The following is a 23,890-nucleotide window of genomic DNA, read 5'->3' as shown; positions in this document are numbered from 1 at the left end:
CCCCCGGCGGCAGCATGCCGGCAGGGCCGGACCGCCGCCACCGGGCGGCCGTCCAGGGCGGGCGGCAGGCCTACCCGGCCAGCTCCAGCTGCGGCGCGATGCCCCGCAACGCCTCGATGACGTGGGCGATGTGCTGGTCCAGGGGGACGCCCAGGTCTTCCGCCCCGCGGATCACGTCCTCCCGGTTCACCCCGCGGGCGAAGGCCTTGTCCTTGAACTTCTTCTTCACCGACGGCACGGTCAGGTCGGCCAGGCCGGTGGGCCGGACCAGGGCACAGGCGATGACGAAGCCCGTCAGCTCATCCACGGCGTAAAGGGCCTTCTCCATCCGGGTCTGCCGCGGCACGCCGGTGTGATCCCCGTGGGAAAGGATCGCCCGCACGATCTCCTCGGGCCAGCCCCGCTGACGCAGGATCTCGGCGCCGCGGAAGGGGTGGTCGTCCAGGGAGGGGTAGCGGTCATAGTCGAAATCGTGGAGCAGGCCGGTGATCCCCCACTTTTCCTCGTCCTCGCCAAAGAGGCGGGCATAGTAACGCATGCACGCCTCCACCCCCAGGGCGTGCTTGATCAGGTGGGGGGACTGGGTGAACTCCGTCAACAGCTGCCAGGCGGCCTGGCGGTCGAAGGTGGGTTCAGCCATTGCCATCCCTCCAGTTGCCACCAGGATAGCGCGAAGGAGGGACGGGGGCCAGTCTTCCCGGCCGCCGCTGGCCGGCACGCGCAGGCGGCGCCTCCAGCGGCTCCTGAACCCCCCGGTGCCGGGCCCGGCGGCCGCCCCCACCGCCGGCTCTAGCCGCCGATGGCGTACATCGCCCGCTGGGGCTTGACGAAACCCTTCTGGTTGATCAGGTGGCCGGCCCACTTGGCCCACACCGCCCGCCGGATGGCTGCCGCCACCGCCTCATCATCAGCCCCGCCGCGCAGGAGCTCCCGCAGGTCGAACTCCTCGACGGCGAACAGGCAGTTGCGGATCTTGCCGTCGGCCGTCAGCCGGATCCGGTCGCAGCTGGCGCAGAAGGGCTGGGAGACCGATGCAATGATGCCGAAGGTGCCCCTGCCGTCGGCGAACCGGTACAGGCGGGCCGGGTCCGCGGGGTCGTTGTGCAGGGGCACCACGGGCGCAATGCGCTGGGCCTGCTGGAGGATCTCCGCCGCCGTGTACACCAGATCCCGGGTCCAGACGTTGGAACCGTCTAGGGGCATGAACTCAATGAACCGCAGGGTCAGCTGGATGGGCTGTTCCCGCACCCAGCGCAGGAAGGTCTCGATCTCGCCGTCGTTGAAGCCCCGCATCACCACGGCGTTGATCTTGATGGGCTCAAGGCCCGCGGCGGCCGCCGCCGCGATCCCGTCCAGCACCCGGTCCAGCTCGTCCCGGCGGGTGAGCTGCCGGAACCGGTCGCGGTCCAGCGAGTCCAGGCTGACGTTCACGCCCGCAAGGCCCGCCGCCTTGAGGGCCCCGGCCTTTTCCCGCAGGAAGAAGCCGTTGGTCGTCATGCTGACGGAACGGATCCCCGGCACCCGCACCAGCCGCGCCACCAGCTCCTCCACGCCGGGTCGCAGCAGGGGCTCGCCGCCGGTCAGGCGGATCTTTTCCACCCCCATCCCGGCGACGATCCGCACCACCCGCTCGATCTCGGCAAAGGTCAGGATCTCGGTCGTGGGTATCCAGGGGATGTCCCCTTCGGGCATGCAGTAGACGCACCGAAAGTTGCAGCGGTCCGTCAGGGAGATGCGCAGCTTGCGCACGACCCGCCCGAAGCGGTCGACCAGCGGGCCCGTGGTCGGCATCCCCGGCGGCGCCGGATCGGTGGCCCGGCTGATCACGGTCCGCACGGCTGCGGCGGCCGGCTCCGGCCCTCCCAGCGTCATGGCCTCACCCCCAGCGGGTCCCGGCAGGCCGGGTTCGTCCGGCGGCCGAACCCGCCCCCTCCCGCGGCCCTTTCCCCTACCATTCGGACGGGAGGGCGGGATTCCTTTTCCGGGCCGGCGGCGGGTCACAGGAATGGCGCAGCCGGGCCGCCAGGCCCATCCAGGGCCGGCCGGCCCGGGACCGGCTTGGGGCGCCCTCGCGGCGGCCGCTCTTACGATGCGTTCTCACTCCCGTTCTCGCCCCCCGCCGCCTTCAGGCTCCCGGCCGGGGGACGGGGCCGGCGCCAGGCGCGGCGGGCCGGTGGGGATCTGGCGCCCGGTGTGATCGATGTAGTAGGGCCCCTTGTGCAGGAGCTGGGAGACGGGGACGATCTCGTACCCCTCGCCCTGGAGGCGCCGCAGGATCTCGGGCAGGGCCGCGGGCGTCGACTCCGCGTTGTTATGGAAGAGCACGATGGAACCGGGACGAACCAGCCGGGTCACCCGGTCCACGATCTGCTGCGGCGTCACGTCCATCCAGTCCAGGGAATCCACGTCCCACTGGATGGGGATGATGCCCATGCTCTCCACCACCGTGATCACCCGGTCGTCGTAGGCGCCGAAGGGCGGCCGGAACAGCCGGGCCTCGAAGCCGGCGGTTTCCCGCACGGCCCGGAGGTTGTCTTCCAGCTCGCGCCGGATCTCGGCGTCGGAGAGGGTGCGGAAGTCGGGGTGGGTCGCGGAGTGCAGCCCGATCTCGTGCCCCTCCCGGGCGATCATGCGGGTCTCCTCGGGATACTTGCGGATCCACATGCTGACCAGGAAGAAGGTGGTTTTCACGTTGTGCCGGCGGAGGATCTCCAGGATCTTGGGCGTCTTGTCGGCGCCCCAGGTGGCGTCGAAGGAGATGGCGATCCGCCTGGCGTCCGTCTGGACGCTGTAGATGGGCAGCTTCTTCTTGGCGGGAGCCGGCGGCTCCCCGGCGGCAAACCGCGGCACCACCGGCGCCGGGCCGGCGGGGGATACCATGTCGTCCGCCGGGGTGGGCGCGGCCATGCGCACCGCCAGGACCAGGACGAACAGGCCGGCCAGCAGCCCGGCCGCAAACCAGCGGCGTTCCTCCCCTGCCACGATGGTCCCTCCGTCCCTGCGCCCGCCGGGGCCGGATTCGTCAAGGCTGCCGGACCGGGATGCGGCATGCCGCGCCGGCCCGGGCCGGCGCCGGGAGGCGGTCCGGGCGTCGGGATCCTCCGGCCGGCCCGGCCGGCAAGGTGCGTCGCTCCAGGGAGTTGGGCCGGGCCCCGGCGCCCCTTCATACCTATGTCCGGGGGCAGACCGCCATGCTACAATGAACCAGTTGCGAGCCAGGTTCCGTGCGTCAGGTTCCGCACGTGATGCATGCAGGAGATCCGTGAGGCATACAGGAGGCCAAGGAGCCCGGATCATGGCCAAGCAGCCGCCCCTGGCGGGGCGCAACGACCCCCGCCTGCAGGAACGGTACGAGCAGTTGCTGGAAGCCGCCGCCGCGGAGTTCGCCACCCGGGGTTACCACCAGACCACGGTGAAGGACATCGTGGAGCGGGCCGGAGTGGCCACGGGGACCTTCTACCTCTACTTCGCCAACAAGGAGCAGTCTTGCATCGCCCTGATCGAGCGCCTGTACGGCCGGGTGCTGGCGGAGGTGGTGGCGGCCCGGGCCGGCATGGCCACTACGCTGGATAAGCTGGCGGCTTCCATCCGGGCGGCCCTGGGGGTCTTCGGCGCCCATCGCAACCTGGCCCACATCGCCCTGGTCCGGGCGCCGGGCGCCCATCCCCTCTTTGACGAGCTCCTGGCCCGCATCCACCGGGAGCTCTGGGACCTTGTCGCGGAAGACATCCGCGAGGCGGTGGAGGAGGGCCTGCTCCCTGACCAGCCGGCGGACATCGCCGCCCGCGCCCTGATCGGCGCCCTCTACGAGGTGGTGATCAGCTGGCTGCAGGCGGAGGTGCCGGCCGATCTGGCCGAAGCCGTAGAGCCGCTGGTGGGGTTCTGCCTGCGGGGGCTCGGGGCGGCTTGGCCGGGCGCCTGAGCCCGTTCTTGCCCTCTACGGCCCGCCCGGCGGGCCCGATCCCCCAGTAGGGGGTAGGACGCCGGTCACCCGTGTTCTGCCAGGCCCCAGGGCACGATGCCGGTGATCAGCAGGACACCGATCACGCCGGCCAGGACCAGGTACGCCCAGCCCACCCGGCGGGCCAGCCGCCGGGCGGCGGGTCCCAGGTCCCCGGCCGTCGCTTCGAACCGCAAGAGGAACAGGCCGCTGCCCAGGAAGGCCAGAGCCGTCACGGGCTCCGCGGCCTCCGCCAGGAGGGCCACCACCGCCAGGATGGTGGACATGCCGGCACCCCCCTTGCCCCTCCTGGTGCCCCTCTCGTGGGGACGGTCCCGCCTTGCGGCTGGGCCGGCACCCCGGGCCCAGGGGCGCGGTTCTACCGGATGGTCAAGCCGGTGCGGCGCACCCGGACCACGACCTCGACCCGGGCCTCGATGCGCTCTGCCGCTTGCCGCGTCGCGCTGCCCGGCTGCGGCCAGAGGGACGGCTCCACCACCCGTAAGGCGCGCCCGATGCCGAAGGGATCCGCCCCCAGGTCGCGGACGCGGGCGACGATCCGCTGCACCCGCTGTTGCAGGTCCCGCTGGGTACGGGCCTGGATCCGGCGCATGGTGGCGGTGTCCGTCAGGTCGATCCCGCCGGCCCGGTGCTCGACCACCCGCCCCTCCACCAGCAGGCGAAGCACCGCCTCACGGCTGTCCGGCGGCCCCTGGAGGTTGAGGCGCGAGTCCACGTGGAAGATGTCGAGCACCACGCCGCCCGATACAGGCTCCCGCACGGGGACGTACAGGGTGGTCCGCCGCGGGCTGCCCATGGCCCACATCAGGTACCATGCCTCGGGCGGCCGGATGATCGTCTGGAGGCGGTCGTCCCGGAACACCGCCAGGCCGGCCCAGTCGATGCCCGCTTCCGTTCCCGCCGCCTGCCGCAGCACGGAGGCCACGGGATCGACGCCGGGCTCCGAGACATCGGTGAGGAACCGCGACAGGTCTACGTTGGGGGCACGGCCGGTGCGGGTCAGATCGTCCAGCATCTGGCTCAGGTAGAGGGCGGCCGTGGCGTCCTGGGCCATGGTCGTCGTCAGGAAATCCTTCGCCCGGCCCCGCACGACGGCCAGCGGGATCAGCCGCCGGATCTCGGGGTTCTGCACCAGCATCTCCAGGTGTTGCAGGACCCCAGCCCGGGCCAGGTCCTCCCCGACGAGGACCACCCGCACGTGGCCGAGGAAGATGTCAAAGCGGGCGGCATCCCGAAGGTGCGCGATCGCCTCGTGGACCGTGGCTCCCGTAGCAGCAAGCACCACCTTGGTGCCCCCCTGGAGGCCGCCACGCTGCCCCGGCTGGTTGCCGCTGATGCCCGGCCGCGTGGTGGTGCCCCCGGGAATGGTCACCTCCAGGCTCACCTCGATGCGCCCGCCCCGGGCCCGGTCCAGGCCGACCCCCACCACGATGGCCCGATCTTCCACGTCCCGGGCGTCCCAGCACCCGCCCAGCACCAGAGCGGCCGCCACCAGCACCAGAACCAGCCGCCCGCCGGGGCGGCGAGAGGGACGCCGGTCCGCAGCCACCGCCCGCCGGGCGCCCTGGAAGCACCGGGCCACGGGCTACACCCCGCGCTCGGGGCCGGAGGCCGCCCCGGACCCGGCGGGCGATCCAGCACCGGCGACCCGCCCGAATGGACCCCCGGACGGGCGGACGGGGGAGGGACCGGCCCCGGCGGCAGCCGCCGCCGCGGGGCCGCGGTGAGCCCGCTGCAGGCGCCGGCCCTTGATCGCCGCCACCGCCCAGAGCAGCAGGGGCACGGCCACCTCCAGGCCCAGGCTCACCCAGCCCAGCACGGTCATCAGCTGGCCCACAGCCGCGAAGTTGGCCGGCAGGAGCGCCACCACGTACATGAGGGGCAGGGCCATGGGGGCCAGGACCCGGTGCTCGTCGAGCTCGAACAGGGCCTGCAAGGCCTTGGCCGCGGCGAAGAGGGCCGGACCCACGGTGGTGAACACCGCCGTCACCCACACGGCCAGGAAGGCCGACTCCAGCCGCTCGAACACCCGGCCAGGGATCTGGGTCACCTTCACCAGCTCGATGGTGGGCCAGGTGATGCGCTGGACCTCCACCACCCCGAAGGTGCCCACCGCCGAAAACACCACCATGCTGTAGATCAGGCCGACCAGGCCTGCCACCAGCCAGGGCATGGCCCGGCGGGGCCGGGCTTCCAGCTCGGGCAGCAGGAAGAGGTACACTGCGAACCCTGAATAGGCAAACAGCGACGCCGCGGCGCCCTGGATGAGGGGGCCGGCGCCCAGCGCCCACTGGGGCCGCACGTAGATGAGGTTGACCCGGCCCATGGTGGCCAGGGCCAGCAGCACCAGGGTCACCACCAGCACGGGGAAGGTCAGCTCGATGGCCCGCATCACGGTGACGGTGCGGTGGTGGACCAGGAAGACCGCGGCGAGCAGCATGGGGATCATGATGGCCTCGACCGGGGTGTTGCGCAGCACGTTGGCGTTGACCACCTCGGCAAAGGCCCGGGCGATGACCGATGCCAGCACGCCAAAGTAGATCGCGTAGGCCACGAGCAGGATCCGGGCCGGCCAGCGCCCCACCAGCATTTCCAGCCCGTGCTGCAGCCGGCGCCGGTGCATCCATGGGGAGAGCCCGTTCAGGGCGGCCAGCACCACGGCCACCGGCAGGGCCCCCAGCAGGGTGGCCACCACGCTGTCGGGGCCGCTGCGGGCCGCCACCTCCCGGGGCAAGGTGAGGATGCCCACCCCGATCATGACGTTGACGATCACCGTCAGGGCCCCCCGTACGGTGACCGCCTGGCTGTTCTGCAACGGCGACACCTCCCCCGCCGGGCTACGGGCGGGTGGCACCCTCACCCCGCTGCACCGCGGGCAGGGGCGCCCGCACCAGGGTGTCCCTGAGTTCCTTCAGCGACCGGGGCGGGGTGAAGGGATACAGGTAGGGTAGTCCAAAGGATTCCAGGTCCGCCAGGTGGACGATGATCAGCAGCAGTCCGACGACCACCCCGTAGAGACCGAACACCGACGCGGCCAGCATCAGAGGATAACGCAGGATGCGCAGGGCGATGGCCGCGCTGTAGTTGGGCGTCGCGAAGGAACCGATGGTGGTCACGGCCACCACGATCACCATGGCGGGGCTGACCAGGCCCGCCGAGACCGTCATCTCGCCGATGATCAGGCCACCCACGATGCTGATGGCAGGGCCGATGGGTCCGGGCAGCCGGATGCTGGCCTCGCGCAGGATCTCCACCGCCGTTTCCAGCAGCAGCGCCTCGCCGATGGCGGGAAAGGGCACGCCGCCGCGCATGGAAGCCAGCAGCACCGCCAGGGGCGTGGGAATCATCTCCGGATGGAAGGAAACGAAGGCGATGTACAGCGCCGGCATGAGCAGGGCCAGCGCCATGGACAGGACTCGGATCAGCCGGATCAGGGTCGAGATGATCCACCGCTGGTAGTAGTCCTCGGGCGACTGGTAGAACTGGCTGAACAGGGCAGGCGCCACCAGGGCGAAGGGGCTCCCGTCGGTCAAGAGCACGATGCGCCCGGCCAGCAGGTTGGCCACGGCTCGGTCCGGCCGCTCCGTCTCCATCAGCTGGGGGAAGGGCGACCACGGCCGGTCTTCCAGCCACTGTTCCAGCTGCCCCGAATCCAGCACCGCGTCGGAGCGGATGCGAGCCAGCCGCCGCTCGACCTCCGACACCAGCTCCGCGGGAGCGATCCCTTCCAGGTAGACCATGCACACCCGGGTGCGGGCCACATCCCCCAGGCGGTAGGTCCTGAGCACCAGGTTTGGGGTGACCAGGCGCTGGCGGATCAGGGCCACGTTGACCTCGACGCTCTCGACGAACCCGTCCCGGGGGCCCCGCACCAGCCGCTCCGCCTGGGGCTCGTCCACGGCCCGCTGCCGGAAGCTGCGCACCTCGAAGACCCAGACCCTCCGCTGCCCTTCCAGGCAGAGGACGGCGTGACCCGTGAGCAACCGCATCACCGCCTCGTCCAGCCCGGGCAGGGTCTCCGCCTCGTCGCCCAGGCGCCACCAGGCCGGGTCCAGGGCCGCCTTGGCCGTTCCCTGGCGCAGGAACTTGTCCAGGTCTTCCACCAGCCCGCCCAGGCGCCGGGTGTCCACCAGGGGTTCGAGGAAGAGCAACGCGGCCACCAGGCGCCCCCGCCAGCGAAAGGTCTTCACGTTGAGGTCGGCGGTGTGGTGAAGGGCCGCCCGCAGCCGCTCCACGTCCACGGCCACCACGCCGGTGAACCCGCCGGTGAACCCCGCCCGGTTGGCGGACTCCAGCTGCTGGACCAGATCGCCCAGCCGCTCCGACAAAGCCGAGGACAGCCGGGTCAGTTCCTTGACCTGGTGGGCCAGCCGGGCATGTCGCTGCCCGTCCGGCCCGGCGCCACGCACCATGAGCCCCACCCCCGGCACGAGTTCAGCATGTGCCGGTGGCAGGGGCGCCATTCCGATCCAGGCGGGGCCGGCATCATGCATGGGCGGCGGCCGGCCGTCCCAGGTACCGGACCATGCCTCCCGCCGACCGTCCCGAGCCGGACCGCGGGTCAGGCCCGCCCGGGGAGCTGCCGGAACAAGCTGGCCATCTCCACGGCGGTCAGGGCCGCCTCGGCGCCCCGGTCGCCTGCCCGCAGGCCGGTCCGGTCCAGGGCTTGTTCAAGGGTTTCGCAGGTGAGCACGCCGCAGATCACGGGCACGCCGCTCAGAAGGCCGGCCTGCATCAGCCCTTGGGTTGTCGCACCGGCCACGTATTCGAAGTGGGCCGTGGCCCCTTTCAGCACCGCGCCCAGGGCGATCACCGCCTGATAGCGCCCTGTTTCTGCCAGACGGCGTGCCGTCAGGGGGAGTTCGAAAGAGCCAGGCACCCAGACCACGTCCACGTTCTCATCCCCGATCCCGTTGCGCCGCAGCGCGTCCTGGGCTCCTGCCAGCAAGGCCGCGGTGATCGGCCGGTTGTACCGGGCGACCACCACAGCCATCCGAAGTCCGCCGGCATCCAACCGCCCCTCGTAAACGGCCACCGGTCATTCCCCCTCCTGTGCAGGCTCTCCGCTTACCCGGCGCCGCCCGCCCCCTCCAGAGGGGCCGGCCGGCACCGCGGCCTCCGTGGCCGGGAGCCAGTCCAAAGAGTGTCCGAGACGGTCGCGCTTCGTCATCAGGTAGCGAAGGTTCTCCGCATGGTAGGCGGCCGGCAGGGCGACCCGTTCTGCGACCTCGATGCCGTAACCCTCCAGTTGGGCGATCTTGTCCGGGTTGTTGGTCAGAAGCCGGATCCGGCGGAGCCCCAGGGAGCGCAGGATCTGGGCCGCCACTCCGTAATCCCTGGCGTCCGCAGGGAAGCCCAGGGCCCGGTTGGCATCCACCGTATCCAACCCGCGGTCCTGCAAGGCGTACGCCTTGATCTTGGCCGCCAGCCCGATGCCGCGTCCTTCCTGGGCCAGGTAGACGAGGGCACCCCTGCCTTCGGAGCCGATCCGCTCCAGGGCGGCATGGAGCTGGTCTCCGCAGTCGCAGCGCCAGGATGCCAGGGCATCTCCCGTCAGGCACTGGCTATGGATGCGGACCAGGACGGGCGCCGACCCGGCCGCCGCAGGACTCGGCTGAACCGCGCTTGACCTCGCCGGGTGGTGCCGCGAAGCCGGGCGGTCCAGGCCGCAGGTCAGAGCCAGGTGGACCGTGCCGTCCGGCATGTATTCGAAGGCCGTCAAGTGGAACTCGCCATAGCGCGTGGGCAGTCGCGTTTCGGCCACCGCCCGCACCAGCGTGTCATGGCGAAGGCGGTACGCCACCAGATCGCCGACGGTGACCCACGGCAGGCCGTTGGCCATGGCCCACGCGATGATCTCCGTTCCCCGCAGGGGCGTGCCGTCGCCCCCCAGGATCTCGCAGATGGCCGCCACCGGTTCCATCCCTGCCAGGCGCGCCAGGTCCACGGCGGCCTCCGTGTGGCCCCGGCGTTCCATGACGCCCCACGGACGCGCCCGCAACGGGAAGACGTGGCCGGGCCGGACTAGGTCCGCCGCCGTGCTGGCCGGATCTGCCAGCACCTGCAACGTCCGTGCCCGGTCGGCCGCCGAGATGCCGGTGGTGACACCGTGCCGGGCGTCGATGCTGACGGTGAAAGGCGTACCCATGGGATCGGCGGGCGGATCCACCATCAGCGGCAGCCCGAGGGTTTGGCAGCGGTCCGCCGCCATGGCCGCACAGATCAGCCCGCGCCCATGAAGCAACATGAAATTGATGCGGTCCGGGGTCGCATGCTGCGCCGCCAGCACCAGATCCCCTTCGCCCTCCCGGTCGTCGTCGTCGAGGACCACCACCATGCCTCCCGCCCGCAGTGCGGCCAGGGCCGTCCGGACCCGCCCGACCGCGTCGGGCTCCTGGACGTGGGGGCCGGCGCCGCGCTTGGGCCGTTCCAGAGTGGCCAGGGTCATGGCCGCTCCCGGCAAGCGGGCCGGCGGTTCCGGCACCGGGGCCCCCGCCGCCGGCCGGTGCCGGGCGGCATACCGGGCCAGCCAGTCGACCTCCAGATTGACCCGGTCGCCAGGCCGGTGCCGGCCCAACGTCGTGTACTCGAGGGTGTGGGGAACCAGCGCCACGGTAAAGCGGCGGCCCCGCACTTCGACCACCGTGAGGCTCACACCGTCCACCGCGATCGAGCCCTTCGGCGCGATCAAGGGGGCCAGGTCTGCCGGTGCCTCGATCTCCATCAACACGCCGGCGTCCTGAGCCGACACCGCCATCACCGTGCCGGTGCCGTCCACGTGGCCCATCACCAGGTGTCCTCCTAAGGGACTGCCCCAGCGCAAGGCCGGTTCGATGTTGACCTCGTCGCCGGGTCGCAGGTCGCCCAGGGTGGTGACACGCAGGGTCTCGGGGACCGCCGTGAAAGCCAGCCGGTTCCCTCGGATGGCGACGACCGTCAGACACACCCCGTCCACGGCCACGCTGTCGCCGGGGCGCACCTGGCCGAGAAAGGGCGCTTCGATCCAGATCTGCAGGCTTGAGCCCGTCGCCTTCAGGTCAACGCACCGGCCCCTGCCCTGAACGATACCGGTGAACATCACCAGACCTCCCTCGTGCCCTTGCCCCACCCCGCGAGGGACCGAGACGGCCTCCGGACAGGAGGGCAGGACGTATTAGCGGGTTCCCGCGCTCTCTCCTGGAGTCGCCGGCCCCGGTGTACCGCCGGGAGCCCGGGGCGCAGGTGGCGGGCCTTCCCGGCAGGCCGGCGGCTGATCGCAGACCAGGGCCGCGGGATCCCGAAGGTAGCCGCTGATCATCCAGTCCTCGCCGATCCGGCGCCAGGTGGGCCGGTGCAGGGCGGGCGCGGCAGCCAGCGCATCCACCCCCGGGTCCCCGATGGGTCCCGGGGCCGCACGGCCCCCGACGAGCTTGGGCGCGATGAAGGCCACCACCCGGTCAACCAGCCCGGCGGCGAAGAAGGATCCGTGGACCGACGCCCCTCCCTCGACCAGCAGGTGCACGATCCCGCGGGACGCCAGCTCCCGCAGGAGATGGAGAATCGAAACACGGCCGTGGGGATCCGCCGGCACCCGCAAGACCTGCACCCCCGCCGCCTCCAGGCGGGCGGTCCGGACGGCGGGAGCCTGGGGTGTCACGGCAACCCATGTGGGCGCCGGGGAATGCCGGGCCGCCCGGATCACCTGGGCGTCCGGGGGGGTGCGGGCGTGACTGTCCAGGATGACCCGGACGGGGTCCCGGCCTCCTGGATGCCAGCGGACGGTAAGGCTGGGGTCGTCGGCCAGGACCGTTCCCACCCCGACCAGAATGGCGTCGACCCGGTCCCTGAGGCGGTGGACCCAGCGGCGGGCCCTGGGACCCGTGATCCAGCGGCTTTCGCCCCGAGCGGTGGCGATCCGGCCGTCCAGGGTCATCGCATACTTGGCCGTCACCATGGGACGACCCAGCACGCGGTGCACGACATACGCTTCGTTCAGGCGCAGCGCGCGGTCCGCCTCGACCCCGACGGCAACCTCTACGCCCGCTTGCGCCAGAACGGAAAGGCCGCGGCCCGCCACCCGCGGATCGGGGTCCACCATGGCCACCACGACCCGCCGCAGACCCGCCGCCAGGATGGCCTCGGTGCAGGGTGGCGTCCGGCCATGATGGCAACAGGGTTCCAGGGTGACATACAGGGTCGCCCCCCGGGCCTGGTCTCTTGCCGACCGCAGGGCCTCAACCTCGGCGTGGGGCTCCCCCGCGCGCCGGTGGTACCCTTCGCCCACCACCACCCCGTCCCGGACGATGACGGCCCCCACCATGGGATTGGGATGGGTCCGCCCGCCGGCTCTCGCCGCCAGGTCCAGAGCCCGCCTCATGAAGTGGCGGTCGGCCTCCCGGTCCACCGCCAGTCGGGCACGGCCGGCAACAGGAGCCGCCCCGCCAGCGGAGGCACGGGACGGGAGGATTGTCCCGGGCGAGGACCCGGGCGCGCGATCGTCGCCCATCGTGCAGCCAACCCCCTCGAGAGCCGCCCCCACGGGCTGCCGGGCGATGGCCGGCGCCCTGCCTTGCCGATCGACCCCGACCCGGAACGTCCGGTGCGGGGTGAGGGAAGGCCGGCGCCCGCCAGGGCCCAAGCCGGGACACGGACCGGGATCCGTGCCGGCGAGCCCTCGCCCCACGGGCAGGTGAAACCGTTGCCAGGGATGGGGGAAAAGGGAGAAGCAGGCCCCGGAGGCGGGGCGAAGGCAGGCGGGCACCCGCCCGGCCTGGCGCCGGTCGAGAGGCGCACGAAATCCCATCGCCCCACCACGAAAAAGGCCCCAGCAGACGCCGGGGCGGGACGAGACAGGTCAACGGCAGGCCGCGGGAAAGGACAAAGGTTCCACGGCCCGACGCCCTGCCCCCTTCTCCCATCCGGACTTTACCGTCGGCGCCGGGATCGCACCGGCTCCTGCCCTGCGGGGGTCACTGGATCCCCGCCACCGGGCTCGCGGGCTCGTCGCGGCACCGGAGGTGCCGCGCATCACCGCCGGTCGGGAATTGGCGCGCAGGAACCAGCCTCGGCGGGCCGGTTCCTGGACCTCACCCTGCCCCGAAGGAGACACGGCTCGGTTGTCCGCTACTTGTGATCGGTTTCACAACAGTCATTCCACAGAGAACGGCCGGGTCCTGCCATTGGCCGGGTCCTGCTCTTGATCGGTGAGGGAGTTGCCCGTTCCTTCCCCGTGGTGGAACCGAGCGATGTCCCTGCGGAACCGCAGCCCCGGGAAGCGGATCTGCTCGACGGCGGCATAGGCCTTCCGCCGCGCCTCCTCCAGGCAAGAACCCAGGGCCGTCACCCCCACCACCCGGCCGCCCGCGGCGACCCAGCGGCCGCCCTCCCGCCGCGTGCCGGCGTGGTCGATGAACACCCCGGGCAGGCCCGCCGCCTGCTCCAGGCCCGTGATGGGCAGGCCCCGGGCGGGTTCGTCCGGGTAGCCGGGCGTCGCCAGCACCACGCACACCGCCGCCTCCGGTCGCCAGGCCGGCGGCTCGGCCGGAAGCCGGCCCGTGGCCGCCTGCCAGGCCAGCTCCGCCAGGTCGCCGGCCAGCCGCGGCACCAGCACCTGGGTCTCCGGGTCGCCCAGCCTGCAGTTGAACTCCAGCACCCGGGGTCCCTGGGCCGTCAGCATGAGCCCCGCGTAGAGCACACCCCGGAAGGGGCACCCCTCCGCCGCCAGGCCCGCCACCGCGGGCTCCACGATGGAGCGCCGGATGGCATCGAGCAGGGCGGGCGATACGCCCGGCACGGGGGAGAAGGCCCCCATGCCGCCGGTGTTGGGTCCGCGGTCGCCGTCTTCCAGGCGCTTGTAGTCGCGGGCCGGGGCCAGGAGGTGGGCCCGGCGGCCGTCGGTCACGGCCAGGACCGAGAGCTCCCGCCCCTCCAGCCGCTCCTCGATCACCACCCGGCGGCCTGCGGCCCCCAGCACGCCCTGCCGCATGAGGCGCCGGACCGCTTCCAGGGACGCGGCGGCATCGTCGCACACGAGCACGCCCTTGCCCGCCGCCAGGCCGTCGGCCTTGACCACCCACGGGCCCGGGTGGCGGCGGAGAAAGTCCTCCGCCGCCGCCGGGTCGTCGAAGACCCAGCCCGGGGCGGTGGGGATGCCGTGGCGGGCCATGAAGGCCTTGGCGAAAGCCTTGCTCCCTTCGATGCGGGCGGCCTCCCGGCCCGGTCCGAAGACGGCGATGCCGGCGGCCTCCAGCCGGCCGGCCAGCCCGGCCACCAGGGGAGCCTCGGGCCCGACCAGGGCCAGGTCGACCCGCCGGGCCTGAAGGCGCCGGGCGGTATCGTCAAGGTCCAGGGGATCGCCGCCCAGGCACTCGGCGCCCAGAGCCGCCATGCCGTCGTTGCCGGGCAGGGCCAGGACATGCTCCACCCGGGGACTCTGCATGAGCGCCCGCACCAGGGCGTGTTCCCGCCCGCCGCTGCCGATGACCGCGACCCGCATGCCCCTCCTCCCTCCCCTTGGGACCTCACGGCGTGCCGCTCCAGGCGCCACCGGCCGGCGGTGTCGCCGCACGACCGGGCGGGCGCCTCAGTGCCGGAAATGCCGCCGGCCGGTGAAGACCATGGCGATGCCCGCCTGCTCGGCGGCGGCGATGACCTCGGCGTCACGCACCGACCCGCCCGGTTGCACGATGGCGGCAATCCCCGCCGCCGCCGCCCGTTCCACCGAATCGGGGAAGGGGAAGAACCCGTCGGAGGCCAGCACCGCCCCCCGGGCCGACTCGCCCGCCAGGGCCAGCGCCTGTTCCACCGCCCGCACCCGGCTGGTCTGGCCGGCGCCGATGCCCAGGGTGCGCCAGCCGCCGCCCGGCTGGGCGGCCGCCACCACGATGGCGTTGGAGCGGCAGGGCTTCACCGCCCGCCAGGCGAAGTCCAGGGCCTCCCACTGCCCGGGCGAGGGAGCGGCCCGGGTCACCACCTGCCAGCCGGTCCGGACGCCGGCGGGAAGGGGCGGGTCGGCCTCCTGGACGAGCCAGCAATCGCCCAGACCCCGGACCTCCCAGGCCCCCCAGGACCCGCTGCTGCCCGTTGCCGCTACGGCCCTTCCGGCTGGACCGGCGTGCCCCGGCCCGGGTGGGGGTGATCCGCCGGCGGCCGCCGCCGCGCCCGGCGCCTCCAGGATCCGCAGGTTCTTCCGCCCGGCGAGGAGGTTTAGCGCCTCCCGGCTGAAGCCCGGGGCGACGACCACCTCCAGGAAGATCTCCGCCAGCAGCCGGGCGGTGACCTCGTCCACGGTGCGGTTGAAGGCGACGATGCCGCCGAAGATGGACTCGGGGTCGGCGTCGCGGGCCAGCCGGAAGGCGTCCGCCGGGGTCGGGGCGGCGCCGATGCCGCAGGGTGTGGCGTGCTTGACCGCCACCGCCGCCGGCAGGGCGAACTCCTGGACGGCCCGCCAGGCGGCCAGGGTGTCGAGCCAGTTGTTGTACGACATGGGCTTGCCGCCGCGCTGGACGAACCCGCCCGGCGCCCCCGCCGGCGCGGCGGCGGTCACGAGGTCGCCGGTGGCCGCGCCGCCGTCCTGAGGCGTGTGGAAACCTCCCGGCGGCAGCAGCGGCCGGTAGACGGCCGCCGCCTGGTGGGGGTTTTCACCGTAACGGAGGACGCTTTCCCGGCGCAGGGGCAGCACCAGGAGTTGAGGCCAGGCGCCGTCCCCCACCCGGTCCGGAGCGCCTTGGGCGGAAGCGGCCCCGGCGACAGGCGCCTCCTCCCCGGCCGGCCGCACCGTTCCAGCAGGGGCCGGCCGCTCCGTTTCAAGAGGCAGCACCTCCCCCGGCATCCGGTCTGCGGGCACAAAGTCTTCCGGCCGGGTCCCCGCCAGCACCTGGGCGATGACCGCATCGTAGGCGGCGGTGTGGGCGAAGGCCTTGACGGCCAGCCGGTGGCGCAGGGCCGCCGGCAGCCCGCCCTGCGCGAGGGCCGCGACGATCTCCGGGTAGTCGGCCGGATCGACCACCACGGCGACGTGGGGCCAGTTCTTGGCGGCGGCCCGGATCAGGGCGGGCCCGCCGATGTCGATCTCTTCCAGCAGGGCGGTGCCGGCCACGCCGGCGGCGGCCGCTTGCGCGAAGGGGTAGAGGTTGACCACCACCAGGTCCACCGGCACGATGCCGTGGGCGGCCAGGGCCGCCATGTCGTCCGGCCGCCGGCGCCGGGCCAGGATGCCGGCGTGGAGGGCCGGGTGCAGGGTCTTCACCCGCCCCTCCAGCAGCTCGGGAAAGCCCGTCACCGCCTGGACGGGGGTCACCGGCAAGCCGGCTTCTTCCAGCACCCGGGCCGTCCCCCCGGTGGAGACCAGCTCCCAGCCCAGGCGGTGCAGGGCCCGGCCCAGCTCGGCGATGCCCTGCTTGTCGGCCACGCTCAGGACGGCCCGCCGCCGGGCAAGGGGCCGGCCAGGGCCGGACGCCACCTCCGGGCGGTCCTCCTCGGCGGCAGGTCCTGGCCGGCTGCCCTTCTGCTGCTGCTCCGTCAACCCGCCACGCCTCCTTCCCGCACCGGGGCGCCCGGCCGCGGGCCGGCGCCCCGCCCCCCTGAAGGCCCCTTCAGGATCCGCACCCGCCGCCCCTCGAGCCGCACCCGCCCCGTCGCCACCAGCCGCACGGCCGCCGGGTAGAGGCGGTGTTCCACCCGCTGGATCCGGCGGTGGAGGGTCTGGGGATCGTCGCCGTCCCGCACCGGCACCGCCGCCTGCAGCAGGATGGGGCCGGTGTCCACACCCTCGTCGACGAAGTGCACGGTACAGCCCGTCACCTTGACGCCGTGTTCCAGGGCCCGGCGGGGCGCGTCCTTGCCCGGGAAGGCCGGCAGCAAGGAGGGGTGGATGTTGAGGATCCGGTTCCGGTACGCCGCCACCACCGCCGGCCCCAGCAGGCGCATGAACCCCGCCAGGACCACCAGGTCCGGCTGCCAGCGTGCCAGCTCGTCCAGGACGGCCCGGTCCCAGTCCCCCGCCGGCCGGAGCAGTATCGCGGGCTTGCCCGCCGCCCGTGCCCGTTCGAGGGCCCCCGCGCCGGGGCGGTCGGACAGCACCGCCGCGATCTGCCCGCCCAGGCGGCCCGCCGCCTCCGCGTCGAGGAGCGCCTGCAGGTTCGTCCCGGCCCCCGAGGCCATCACCACCATCCGGCACGGCCCCGGCCCGGCGGGCGCTACCCCCTGCGTCACAGCCCAGCACCCCCCGGCGGGTTCGTCCCCGGCGGCGGTTCGAACTCGACCCCGCGGGGCCCCGCCACGATCCGGCCGATGACCGGCACCTCGGTCCCCAGCACCTCCGCCGCCAGCCGGCGGGCCCCTTCCGCCTGGGCCGCCGGCACCACCACGGTCATGCCGATGCCCACGTTGAAGACCCGCACCATCTCAGCCCAAGGCACCCCGCCCTGCCGGTGGAGCCAGTGGAATACCGGCGGCACCGGCCAGCTACCCCACTCCAGCACCGCCCGGCACCCGGCAGGCAGGGTGCGCGGCACGTTGCCCGGCAGGCCGCCCCCGGTGATGTGAGCCAGGGCTCGCACCTCGAAGGCCTCCCGCAGGCGGCGGGCGGCGGCTGCATAGAGCCGCGTGGGGGCCAGGACGGCCTCGCCCAGGGTGCCGGCGGTGCCCGGCAGGGGATCTTCCCACCGGGCGCCCGCCGCCGCGGCCACCCGCCGGATCAGGGCGAACCCGTTGCTGTGGGGACCGCTGGACGGCAGGCCCAGGATCACGTCCCCGGGTCGCACCGCCCGCCCGTCAAGGGGTTCCCCGCCCGGCACGTGGCCCACCGCGAAGCCCGCCAGCTCCATGCCGCCGGGCGGCAGGAGGCCGGGCAACTCCGCCGTCTCGCCCCCCAAGAGGGCGCAACCCGCCTCCCGGCAAGCCTCCGCCATGCCCTGGACGACCCGCGCCACCCGCTGGGGATCCAGCCGCCCCACCGCCACGTAGTCCAGGAAGAACAGCGGCTCGGCCCCGTGGACCACCAGGTCGTTGACGTTCATGGCCACCAGGTCCCAGCCGGCGGTCTCCAGGGCGTCCTGCTCCAGGGTCACGGCCAGCTTGGTCCCCACGCCGTCGCAGGTGGCGGCGAGGAGACCGCCCCCCGCCCCGCCCCAGCGGAAGAACCCGGCAAAGGCGCCGATGCCGCCCACCACCTCGGGGCGGCGGGCCGTGGCCGCCACCCGGCCGATGGCCGCCACGGCCGCCTCGGCCGCCTCCAGGTCGACCCCGGCCTCCCGGTAGGTGAGCCTGTTGCCCCCGGCCCCCATACCCCCGGGGACCGCCTCCCCGGGTGCCCTGTCGCTCATCCCGCGGCCCTCCTTCCTCCCCCACCCTGCCCTGTCCAAACCGAATCCAGCCCTGCCTGGTTCTTCCCCTGCCCCGCCCGTTACCGGGGAGCCATCGGCCCGCCGTCCGGCGGGTCCACCGTCCAACCCCGTCCGGCCCTGCCCGCCCGGCCGGCCCTGGCCGTCCAGCCGGCCTCAGCCGCCCCCCGCGCCGCCGCCGGGGATCCCACGGTCGCCGGGGTCCCCACGGTGCCCTATCCGGCGCACCTTGCCTTCCGGATCCAGGGGGTAGCGCCCGGTGAAACAGCCCAGGCACAGGGACCCCGCGGGCCGGCCGGTGGCCTCCACCACCTGATCGAGCGGCAGGAAGGCCAGGGAGTCGGCCCCCACGGCCCGGGCCATGGCCTGGGGCGAGTGGCCGGCGGCCAGGAGCTCTTCGGCCCGGCCCGTGTCCACGCCGAAGTGGCAGGGGAAGCGGTAGGGTGGGGCGGTGATGCGCAGGTGCACCTCCCGGGCCCCCGCCTCCCGCAGGGCCGTGACCAGCCAGCGGGCGGTGGTGCCGCGGACCAGGGAGTCGTCGACCAGCACCACCCGCCGCCCCGCCAGGACGCCGGGCACGGGATGGAGCTTGAGGCGCACCGCCTCCTCCCGCTCCCGCGCCCCCGGGCGGATGAAGGTGCGGCCGGTGTACCGGTTCTTCACCAGGCCCAGCTCGTGGGGCAGCCCCGCCGCCTCGGCATAGCCCGCCGCGGCGGGGAGGCTGGAGTCGGGCACCCCCACCACCACGTCGGCGCTGGCGGGGTGGACCCGGGCCAGACGCCGGCCCAGCTCCTTGCGCACGGCATACACGCTCCGGCCGGCGAAGCAGCTGTCGGGCCGGGCGAAGTAGATGTATTCGAAGACGCAGAAGGCCTCCCGGGCAAGCCCGGCCCGGTCCCAGCCGGGCAGGGCACCGCGGGCGGGTCCAGGGGCCTCCCCGCAGCCCAGCCACACCCAGCTGCCGGGCGGCAGTTCCTCTTCCACCCGGCCCCCCGCCGTCTCCAGGGCACAGCTCTCCGAGGCCACGGCCCAGGCGTCGCCGATGCGGCCCAGGACCAGCGGCCGGATGCCCCAGGGATCGCGGGCCGCCAAAAGCCCGCGGGGTGTCAGGATGACCACGGCATACGCTCCGGGCACCGCCGCCAGCGCCTTGAGCAAGGGGGCCGGCGGGCCGCCGGCGGGGTTGGTCCCGCCCGGCCCGGGCGGCGCCGCCATGGCCCCACCGCCCTCCGGCGCCGCCGGCTGGACGGGGCAGGTCCCGGTGAGGGCGCTCCGGGACACGGGCAGGCGCGAGGCCAGGGCCGCGTGCCGCTGCGCGACCCGGCCGATGACCTCCGAATCGGCCGTGGTGGCCAGGGGAACCCCCAGGCGCTCCAGGACGGCCCGCCAGCGCTCGCCGCCCGCCAGCTGGCCGTTGTGGGCCAGGGCGAAGTCGCCCCCGAAGAGCAGGGGCTGGGCGTTGCGGGGACCGGGGTCGCCGGCCGTGGCGTAGCGAACGTGGCCGATGGCCGCCGTGGCCCCCTCCCCCAGTCGCGCCAGGCGCCCCGGACGGCCAAAGACGTGGCCAACCAGGCCCGGGCCCCGGTGCACCCGCAGCCGCCCCGAGCCGTCCAGGACGGCGATTCCCGCGCTCTCCTGCCCGCGGTGCTGAAGGGCCACCAGCGCCCGCACGGTGCACGCCACCGCTTCGGGATGGCCCCAGATGCCGAAGATCCCGCAGGCCTCCCGGGGGCCGAAGGGCCCGGCCGGCGCCTCGCAACGGCTTCCCGCGGGGCTGCCAAGCGCCGCATGGCTGCCGCCCGCCGCCGGGGAGCCGCCCGCTGCAAGGGCGCCGGCCGTCACCCCGCCGCTACCTGGGATTCCGGACCGTCCAGCCGGCACGGGAGCGCCTCCTCCCACAGGGTCCGCAGGGAAGCCGCCGGTTCGTCGAGCCACAGCCCGCCGTCCAGCCGGACCCGGATGCGGCCGCCGGGTTCCGCCGTCAGGCCCAGGGGGTGGAGTGGGACGTGCAGGGCGGCCGCCCGCCGGGCCAGGGCATCCCATGCCCCCGGCGGGACGGCCACCACCACCCGGGTCGGTCCTTCACCGAAGAGCAGGGCGTCCCGCCGCGGGGCGGGCGCACCCGGCTGCCGCCGGATGGCGATGTCAAGCCCCAGGGCCGCCCCTTCCGCCGTCTCGCCCGGCGGCAAGGGGCCGCCGGCAAAGGCCATCTCCACCAGGGTGACCAGCAGCCCGCCCCGGCCGGCCGGGCGGGCGGCCACCACCCAGCCCTGGGCCACCGCCTCCTGCAGAAGCCGCTGCAGCCGGCGCTGCAGCTCCCACTCCACCTGGGGCAGGGCCGCCTGGCCCCCGCCTAGTGCCACCCGGTCCCCGGGCCGCGGCACCGGGTCGCCGGACCGCAGCACCTGATCCCCGGCCCGTGCCGCCGGGTCCCCGCCGCCCCGGGCCTGGGCCGCATGGCCGGCCAGGCCCGCGGGCCGCTCCGGCGAAGCGCCGGCCGCCCCGCCCCCCTTCACGTACTCGCTGCCCGCCAGGTGGCCGGCCAGAGGTCCCAGCAGGGCCACCCGGAGCCCCGGTCCGGGGAAGAACCCGGCCGCCCAGCGGCCCGGCGGGGGAATCACCCCGGCCACGCCCACCGCCACCGTGGGGTCGATGTCGTGCTCGCCCGTGGCGTTGTAGAGGCTGACGTTGCCGCCCGTCACCGGCAGGTCCAGGGCGCGGCAGGCCGCGGCCATGCCCTCGATCAGGCCGGCCAGCTGGGCGTAGACCGCCGGCCGTCCCGGGTCGCCCAGGTTGAGCCCGTTGGTCAGGCCGAGGGGAATCCCGCCCACACAGCTGGCCCGCAGGGCCGCCTCGGCCACGGCCAGGGCGGCGGCCCGGAAGGGGTCCAGGGTCGCCTGCCGGCCCGTCCCGGCCATGGCCAGTACCAGCAACCGGTCGCTGCCCGGGACCTCCAGCACCGCCGCCGGGCCCGCCCCCGGGCGCAGCCGGGTGCGGCCGCCCACCAGGTGGTCGAACTGGCTGTAGATCCAGCTCTTGCTGGTCAGGGCGGGGGCTGCCAGCAGGCGGCGCAGGGCACCGGCCACGGCCTGGGGGTCGCTGAGGTCCGGGGGCTCCGCCCGGCCGTCCCCGGCCTCGCCGGGGTCCAGCCGGCCCGCCGCCGCCCTGGTGGCGCCGGGGCCGGCGCCGGGCCGCGGCGGGGCCCAACCCGGCCATGGACCGGCCGGGGCCCCGGCTGGCTGGGACCCGCCCCATCCCGCCGGGGCATGGTCCCGGCTTCCCGGGAGCACCGCCAGGGCCCCGGCGGCCACCGGCCCGCCACCGGGCCCGCCGTCCCCCCGCCGGTCCTCGCCCGCCAGCCCCTGCCCCGGCGGCCCGTACACCGGCGCCTGGCGGGTCAAGAGATCGACGGGCAGGTCCACCACCCACCGGCCCCGGTGGCGGGCCCGGAATCGGGTGCCCCGGTCACCGGCTTCCTCCAGCCGGCCTACCACGGCGGCGGGCAGGCCCCAGCGCCGGGTCACCCGCCGCAGCCGCGGTAGGTGGGCCGGTTCGACCACCGCCAGCATGCGCTCCTGGGACTCGGAGAGCAGGATGACCTCCGCAGGCAGGCCCGGCTCCCGCAGGGGCACCCGGTCCAGGTGCAGCGCCGCACCCGTGCCTGCCCGGGACGCCAGCTCGGCCGCCGCGGCACCCAGGCCGCCCGCCCCCAGGTCCTGGAAGGCGGCCACCAGACCGGCTTCCACCAGCTCCAGGCACGCTTCGATCAGCACCTTGCCGGCGAAGGGGTCGCCCACCTGCACCGCGGGCCGGCGGCCGGCGGCGTCATCCGGGCCCAGGCTGGCCGAGGCGAAGGTGGCGCCGTGGACGCCGTCGGCCCCCGTGGGCGGGCCGATGAGCACCAGCCGCGCACCGGGCCCTGCCGCCACGCCCTTGAGCAGCCGCCGGGCCGGCGCCACCCCGGCGCAGAGCACGTTAACCAGGGGGTTCGTCTTGTACCCCGGCTCGAACAGGACCCGGCCGCCCACCACCGGCACCCCGGTGCAGTTGCCGTAGGCGGCGATGCCGGCCACCACACCCCGCACCAGCCGGCGGTCCCGGTCATGGCGGGGCTCCGCGAAGCAGAGGAAGTCCATCAGGGCGACGGGCCGGGCCCCTGCGGCCAGCACGTCGCGCAGGATGCCGCCCACGCCCGTGGCGGCGCCCTGGAAGGGTTCCACGAAGGACGGGTGGTTGTGGGACTCGATGCGGAAGACCACCGCCGTCCCGTCGCCCAGGTCGACGGCGCCGGCGTTCTCCCCCGGCCCCAGCAGCACCTGGGGCCCGCGGGTGGGCAGCCGGCGCAGCAGCGGCCGGGAGTGCTTGTAGGCGCAGTGCTCCGACCAGAGCACCCCGATCAGGCCGAGTTCGGCGGGACCGGGTTCCCGTCCGAGCAGCTGCAGGACCCGCCGGTACTCGGCAGCGGTCAGGCCGGCCGCCTGCCAGGGCTCGCCGGCCGCGCCGGGGGCCCGGCCCGCGGGGTCCTGGGACGCCGGCACCCCGGACGGAGGTTGGGCCCGGTGCCGGCTACGGGGCCCGCCCTGGGGCTTCGATCGGGATTGCGGTTCTCGAACCTGGCGCTCCATGGATCTCAGCCTCCGGCCCGGCCGGTCAAGGCGGCGTGGCTCGGGCCGCTGCGCGGGCCGGCCCGGCGCTGGCTCCACCAGGCTGCGGCAGCCGCCACCCACCGGGCCAGCAGGTCGAGGCCGTCCCAGCAATGGCAGTCCGGTATGCCTGTGGGGCCTGTTGGGGCGGCTCCGCCGGCGGCTCCGGCGCCGGTGCCGGTTCCGGCCTGGCCACCGGGCACCGGGGAAGGAGCACCGGATCGGGGTCCCCCGCCGGCCCTCCCACCCGGCGCAGCCCGCCCGCCGTCCCCACCGGCCCAGCCGGTCCCCGGCCCTTCCGCCGGCCGCCGCTCAGGGTGGGGCATCAGGCCCACCACGTTGCCCGCCGCGTTGCAGATCCCGGCCACGTTGTCGACGGACCCGTTGGGGTTGGCGTCCGGGTCGATCCGGCCCGCGGCGTCGCTGTACCGCAGGATGACCCGGGCCCCCCGCCCCGGCACGAAGGCACCCTGGGGCCCCTCGCCCACGTACGCCCCCTCGCCGTGGGCGATCTCCAGGCGCACGACCCGTCCCGGCGGCAGCCCCGCCGTCAGGGCAGAGGGCCCCTCCACCCGCACCCGGATCGGCCGGCACTGGAAGAGGCCCTGACGGTTGGGCCGCAGGGCCCCGGGCAGAAGCCCCGCCTCGCACAGGATCTGAAAGCCGTTGCAGATCCCCAGCACCGGGCCGCCCGCGGCGGCAAAGTCCCGCACCGCCTCCATCACCGGCGTCCGGGCGGCCAGGGCGCCGGCCCGCAGGTAGTCGCCGAAGGCGAACCCGCCCGGCAGCACCACCCCCGCGAAGGGGCGCAGGTCCCGCCGGCGGTGGTCGATCACCTCCACCCGCCGGCCCAGTTCCCGGGCCAGCACCACGGCCACGTCGTGCTCGCAGTTCGAACCGGGAAAGCGCACCACGGCCAGGCGCACCGGCGATCCCCCATTCCCTGCGCGTCGCCCGCGTCCCGC

At 74.4% G+C, this 23,890-nt stretch carries 18 protein-coding genes; 1 reads left to right on the top strand and 17 read right to left on the bottom strand.

Translation table 11 applies throughout. The features are described 5' to 3' along the window. Positions 1 to 70 precede the first annotated feature (70 nt). From THESUDRAFT_RS05380 to THESUDRAFT_RS05370, 3 genes are all read right to left on the bottom strand, one after another. A complete protein-coding gene (locus THESUDRAFT_RS05380) occupies positions 71 to 640 on the bottom strand; it encodes an HD domain-containing protein (RefSeq protein WP_006903731.1) in 570 nt (189 codons plus the stop codon). Between the two features lie 149 nt (positions 641 to 789). Further along, on the bottom strand, positions 790 to 1,872 hold the full coding sequence (moaA, locus tag THESUDRAFT_RS05375) for a GTP 3',8-cyclase MoaA (RefSeq protein ID WP_006903730.1): 1,083 nt from the start codon (positions 1,870 to 1,872) through the stop codon (positions 790 to 792). A gap of 225 nt (positions 1,873 to 2,097) precedes the next feature. After that, positions 2,098 to 2,982, bottom strand: coding sequence for a polysaccharide deacetylase family protein (locus THESUDRAFT_RS05370; protein ID WP_006903729.1), 885 nt, complete (start codon positions 2,980 to 2,982; stop codon positions 2,098 to 2,100). 313 nt (positions 2,983 to 3,295) lie between these two features. On the opposite strand from THESUDRAFT_RS05370, the gene THESUDRAFT_RS05365 reads away from it, so the two are divergent. Further along, a complete protein-coding gene (locus tag THESUDRAFT_RS05365; protein ID WP_006903728.1) occupies positions 3,296 to 3,922 on the top strand; it encodes a TetR/AcrR family transcriptional regulator in 627 nt (208 codons plus the stop codon). Between the two features lie 65 nt (positions 3,923 to 3,987). Here THESUDRAFT_RS05365 and THESUDRAFT_RS05360 read toward each other — a convergent pair whose 3' ends face one another. The 14 genes from THESUDRAFT_RS05360 to purQ all read right to left on the bottom strand — a co-directional run bounded on the left by THESUDRAFT_RS05360 (position 3,988) and on the right by purQ (position 23,851). Continuing rightward, entirely contained in the window at positions 3,988 to 4,227 is a 240-nt protein-coding gene (locus THESUDRAFT_RS05360) for a hypothetical protein (RefSeq protein WP_006903727.1), read from the bottom strand. Between the two features lie 92 nt (positions 4,228 to 4,319). Continuing rightward, a complete protein-coding gene (locus THESUDRAFT_RS05355) occupies positions 4,320 to 5,543 on the bottom strand; it encodes a Ger(x)C family spore germination protein (RefSeq protein WP_051009253.1) in 1,224 nt (407 codons plus the stop codon). Positions 5,544 to 5,546: 3 nt separating this feature from the next. Beyond that, complete coding sequence (locus THESUDRAFT_RS05350) at positions 5,547 to 6,776, bottom strand: GerAB/ArcD/ProY family transporter (protein ID WP_006903725.1); 1,230 nt, start codon at positions 6,774 to 6,776, stop codon at positions 5,547 to 5,549. A 22-nt stretch (positions 6,777 to 6,798) separates the two neighbouring features. Next, entirely contained in the window at positions 6,799 to 8,373 is a 1,575-nt protein-coding gene (locus THESUDRAFT_RS05345) for a spore germination protein (protein WP_006903724.1), read from the bottom strand. 149 nt (positions 8,374 to 8,522) lie between these two features. Then, a complete protein-coding gene (gene ribH / locus THESUDRAFT_RS05340) occupies positions 8,523 to 8,996 on the bottom strand; it encodes a 6,7-dimethyl-8-ribityllumazine synthase (RefSeq protein ID WP_006903723.1) in 474 nt (157 codons plus the stop codon). Between the two features lie 3 nt (positions 8,997 to 8,999). Then, positions 9,000 to 11,039: a bifunctional 3,4-dihydroxy-2-butanone-4-phosphate synthase/GTP cyclohydrolase II gene (locus THESUDRAFT_RS15180; RefSeq protein WP_006903722.1), complete on the bottom strand. Its 2,040-nt coding sequence runs from the start codon at positions 11,037 to 11,039 to the stop codon at positions 9,000 to 9,002. Positions 11,040 to 11,114: 75 nt separating this feature from the next. Next, positions 11,115 to 12,446: a bifunctional diaminohydroxyphosphoribosylaminopyrimidine deaminase/5-amino-6-(5-phosphoribosylamino)uracil reductase RibD gene (gene ribD, locus THESUDRAFT_RS05330; RefSeq protein WP_006903721.1), complete on the bottom strand. Its 1,332-nt coding sequence runs from the start codon at positions 12,444 to 12,446 to the stop codon at positions 11,115 to 11,117. Between the two features lie 642 nt (positions 12,447 to 13,088). After that, positions 13,089 to 14,435 (bottom strand): phosphoribosylamine--glycine ligase, encoded by a 1,347-nt coding sequence (gene purD / locus THESUDRAFT_RS05325; RefSeq protein ID WP_006903720.1) that lies wholly within the window; start codon positions 14,433 to 14,435, stop codon positions 13,089 to 13,091. Between the two features lie 87 nt (positions 14,436 to 14,522). Beyond that, positions 14,523 to 16,463, bottom strand: a complete 1,941-nt coding sequence (locus tag THESUDRAFT_RS05320; protein ID WP_006903719.1) for a bifunctional phosphoribosylaminoimidazolecarboxamide formyltransferase/inosine monophosphate cyclohydrolase — start codon at positions 16,461 to 16,463, stop codon at positions 14,523 to 14,525. Next, positions 16,460 to 17,152: a phosphoribosylglycinamide formyltransferase gene (purN, locus tag THESUDRAFT_RS05315; protein ID WP_006903718.1), complete on the bottom strand. Its 693-nt coding sequence runs from the start codon at positions 17,150 to 17,152 to the stop codon at positions 16,460 to 16,462. Before purN ends, THESUDRAFT_RS05320 begins: the two co-directional genes overlap by 4 nt. Then, positions 17,149 to 18,264 carry a phosphoribosylformylglycinamidine cyclo-ligase gene (gene purM / locus THESUDRAFT_RS05310; RefSeq protein ID WP_006903717.1) on the bottom strand — a complete coding sequence of 372 codons (1,116 nt, stop codon included), beginning with the start codon at positions 18,262 to 18,264 and terminating at the stop codon, positions 17,149 to 17,151. The genes purN and purM overlap by 4 nt, the downstream gene beginning before the upstream one ends. A gap of 174 nt (positions 18,265 to 18,438) precedes the next feature. Then, entirely contained in the window at positions 18,439 to 20,163 is a 1,725-nt protein-coding gene (locus THESUDRAFT_RS05305; RefSeq protein ID WP_006903715.1) for an amidophosphoribosyltransferase, read from the bottom strand. Continuing rightward, entirely contained in the window at positions 20,121 to 22,907 is a 2,787-nt protein-coding gene (locus tag THESUDRAFT_RS12200; protein ID WP_006903714.1) for an AIR synthase related protein, read from the bottom strand. Before THESUDRAFT_RS12200 ends, THESUDRAFT_RS05305 begins: the two co-directional genes overlap by 43 nt. A 5-nt stretch (positions 22,908 to 22,912) precedes the next feature. After that, complete coding sequence (purQ, locus tag THESUDRAFT_RS05295) at positions 22,913 to 23,851, bottom strand: phosphoribosylformylglycinamidine synthase I (RefSeq protein WP_006903713.1); 939 nt, start codon at positions 23,849 to 23,851, stop codon at positions 22,913 to 22,915. Positions 23,852 to 23,890: the final 39 nt, after the last annotated feature.

Origin of the sequence: Thermaerobacter subterraneus DSM 13965 (assembly GCF_000183545.2) — a bacterium.
In the GTDB taxonomy this organism is placed as follows: domain Bacteria; phylum Bacillota; class Sulfobacillia; order Thermaerobacterales; family Thermaerobacteraceae; genus Thermaerobacter; species Thermaerobacter subterraneus.
This window is presented reverse-complemented; position numbering and strand designations above follow the sequence as displayed.

Bases quoted from the DNA above. Each gene is read 5' to 3' on its own strand.
- THESUDRAFT_RS05380 (WP_006903731.1), bottom strand. From the start codon at position 640: ATGGCTGAACCCACCTTCGACCGCCAGGCCGCCTGGCAGCTGTTGACG.
- moaA (WP_006903730.1), bottom strand. From the start codon at position 1,872: ATGACGCTGGGAGGGCCGGAGCCGGCCGCCGCAGCCGTGCGGACCGTG.
- THESUDRAFT_RS05365 (WP_006903728.1), top strand. From the start codon at position 3,296: ATGGCCAAGCAGCCGCCCCTGGCGGGGCGCAACGACCCCCGCCTGCAG.
- THESUDRAFT_RS05360 (WP_006903727.1), bottom strand. From the start codon at position 4,227: ATGTCCACCATCCTGGCGGTGGTGGCCCTCCTGGCGGAGGCCGCGGAG.
- THESUDRAFT_RS05345 (WP_006903724.1), bottom strand. From the start codon at position 8,373: ATGGTGCGTGGCGCCGGGCCGGACGGGCAGCGACATGCCCGGCTGGCC.
- THESUDRAFT_RS15180 (WP_006903722.1), bottom strand. From the start codon at position 11,039: ATGTTCACCGGTATCGTTCAGGGCAGGGGCCGGTGCGTTGACCTGAAG.
- ribD (WP_006903721.1), bottom strand. From the start codon at position 12,446: ATGGGCGACGATCGCGCGCCCGGGTCCTCGCCCGGGACAATCCTCCCG.
- purD (WP_006903720.1), bottom strand. From the start codon at position 14,435: ATGCGGGTCGCGGTCATCGGCAGCGGCGGGCGGGAACACGCCCTGGTG.
- purM (WP_006903717.1), bottom strand. From the start codon at position 18,264: ATGAGCGACAGGGCACCCGGGGAGGCGGTCCCCGGGGGTATGGGGGCC.
- THESUDRAFT_RS12200 (WP_006903714.1), bottom strand. From the start codon at position 22,907: ATGGAGCGCCAGGTTCGAGAACCGCAATCCCGATCGAAGCCCCAGGGC.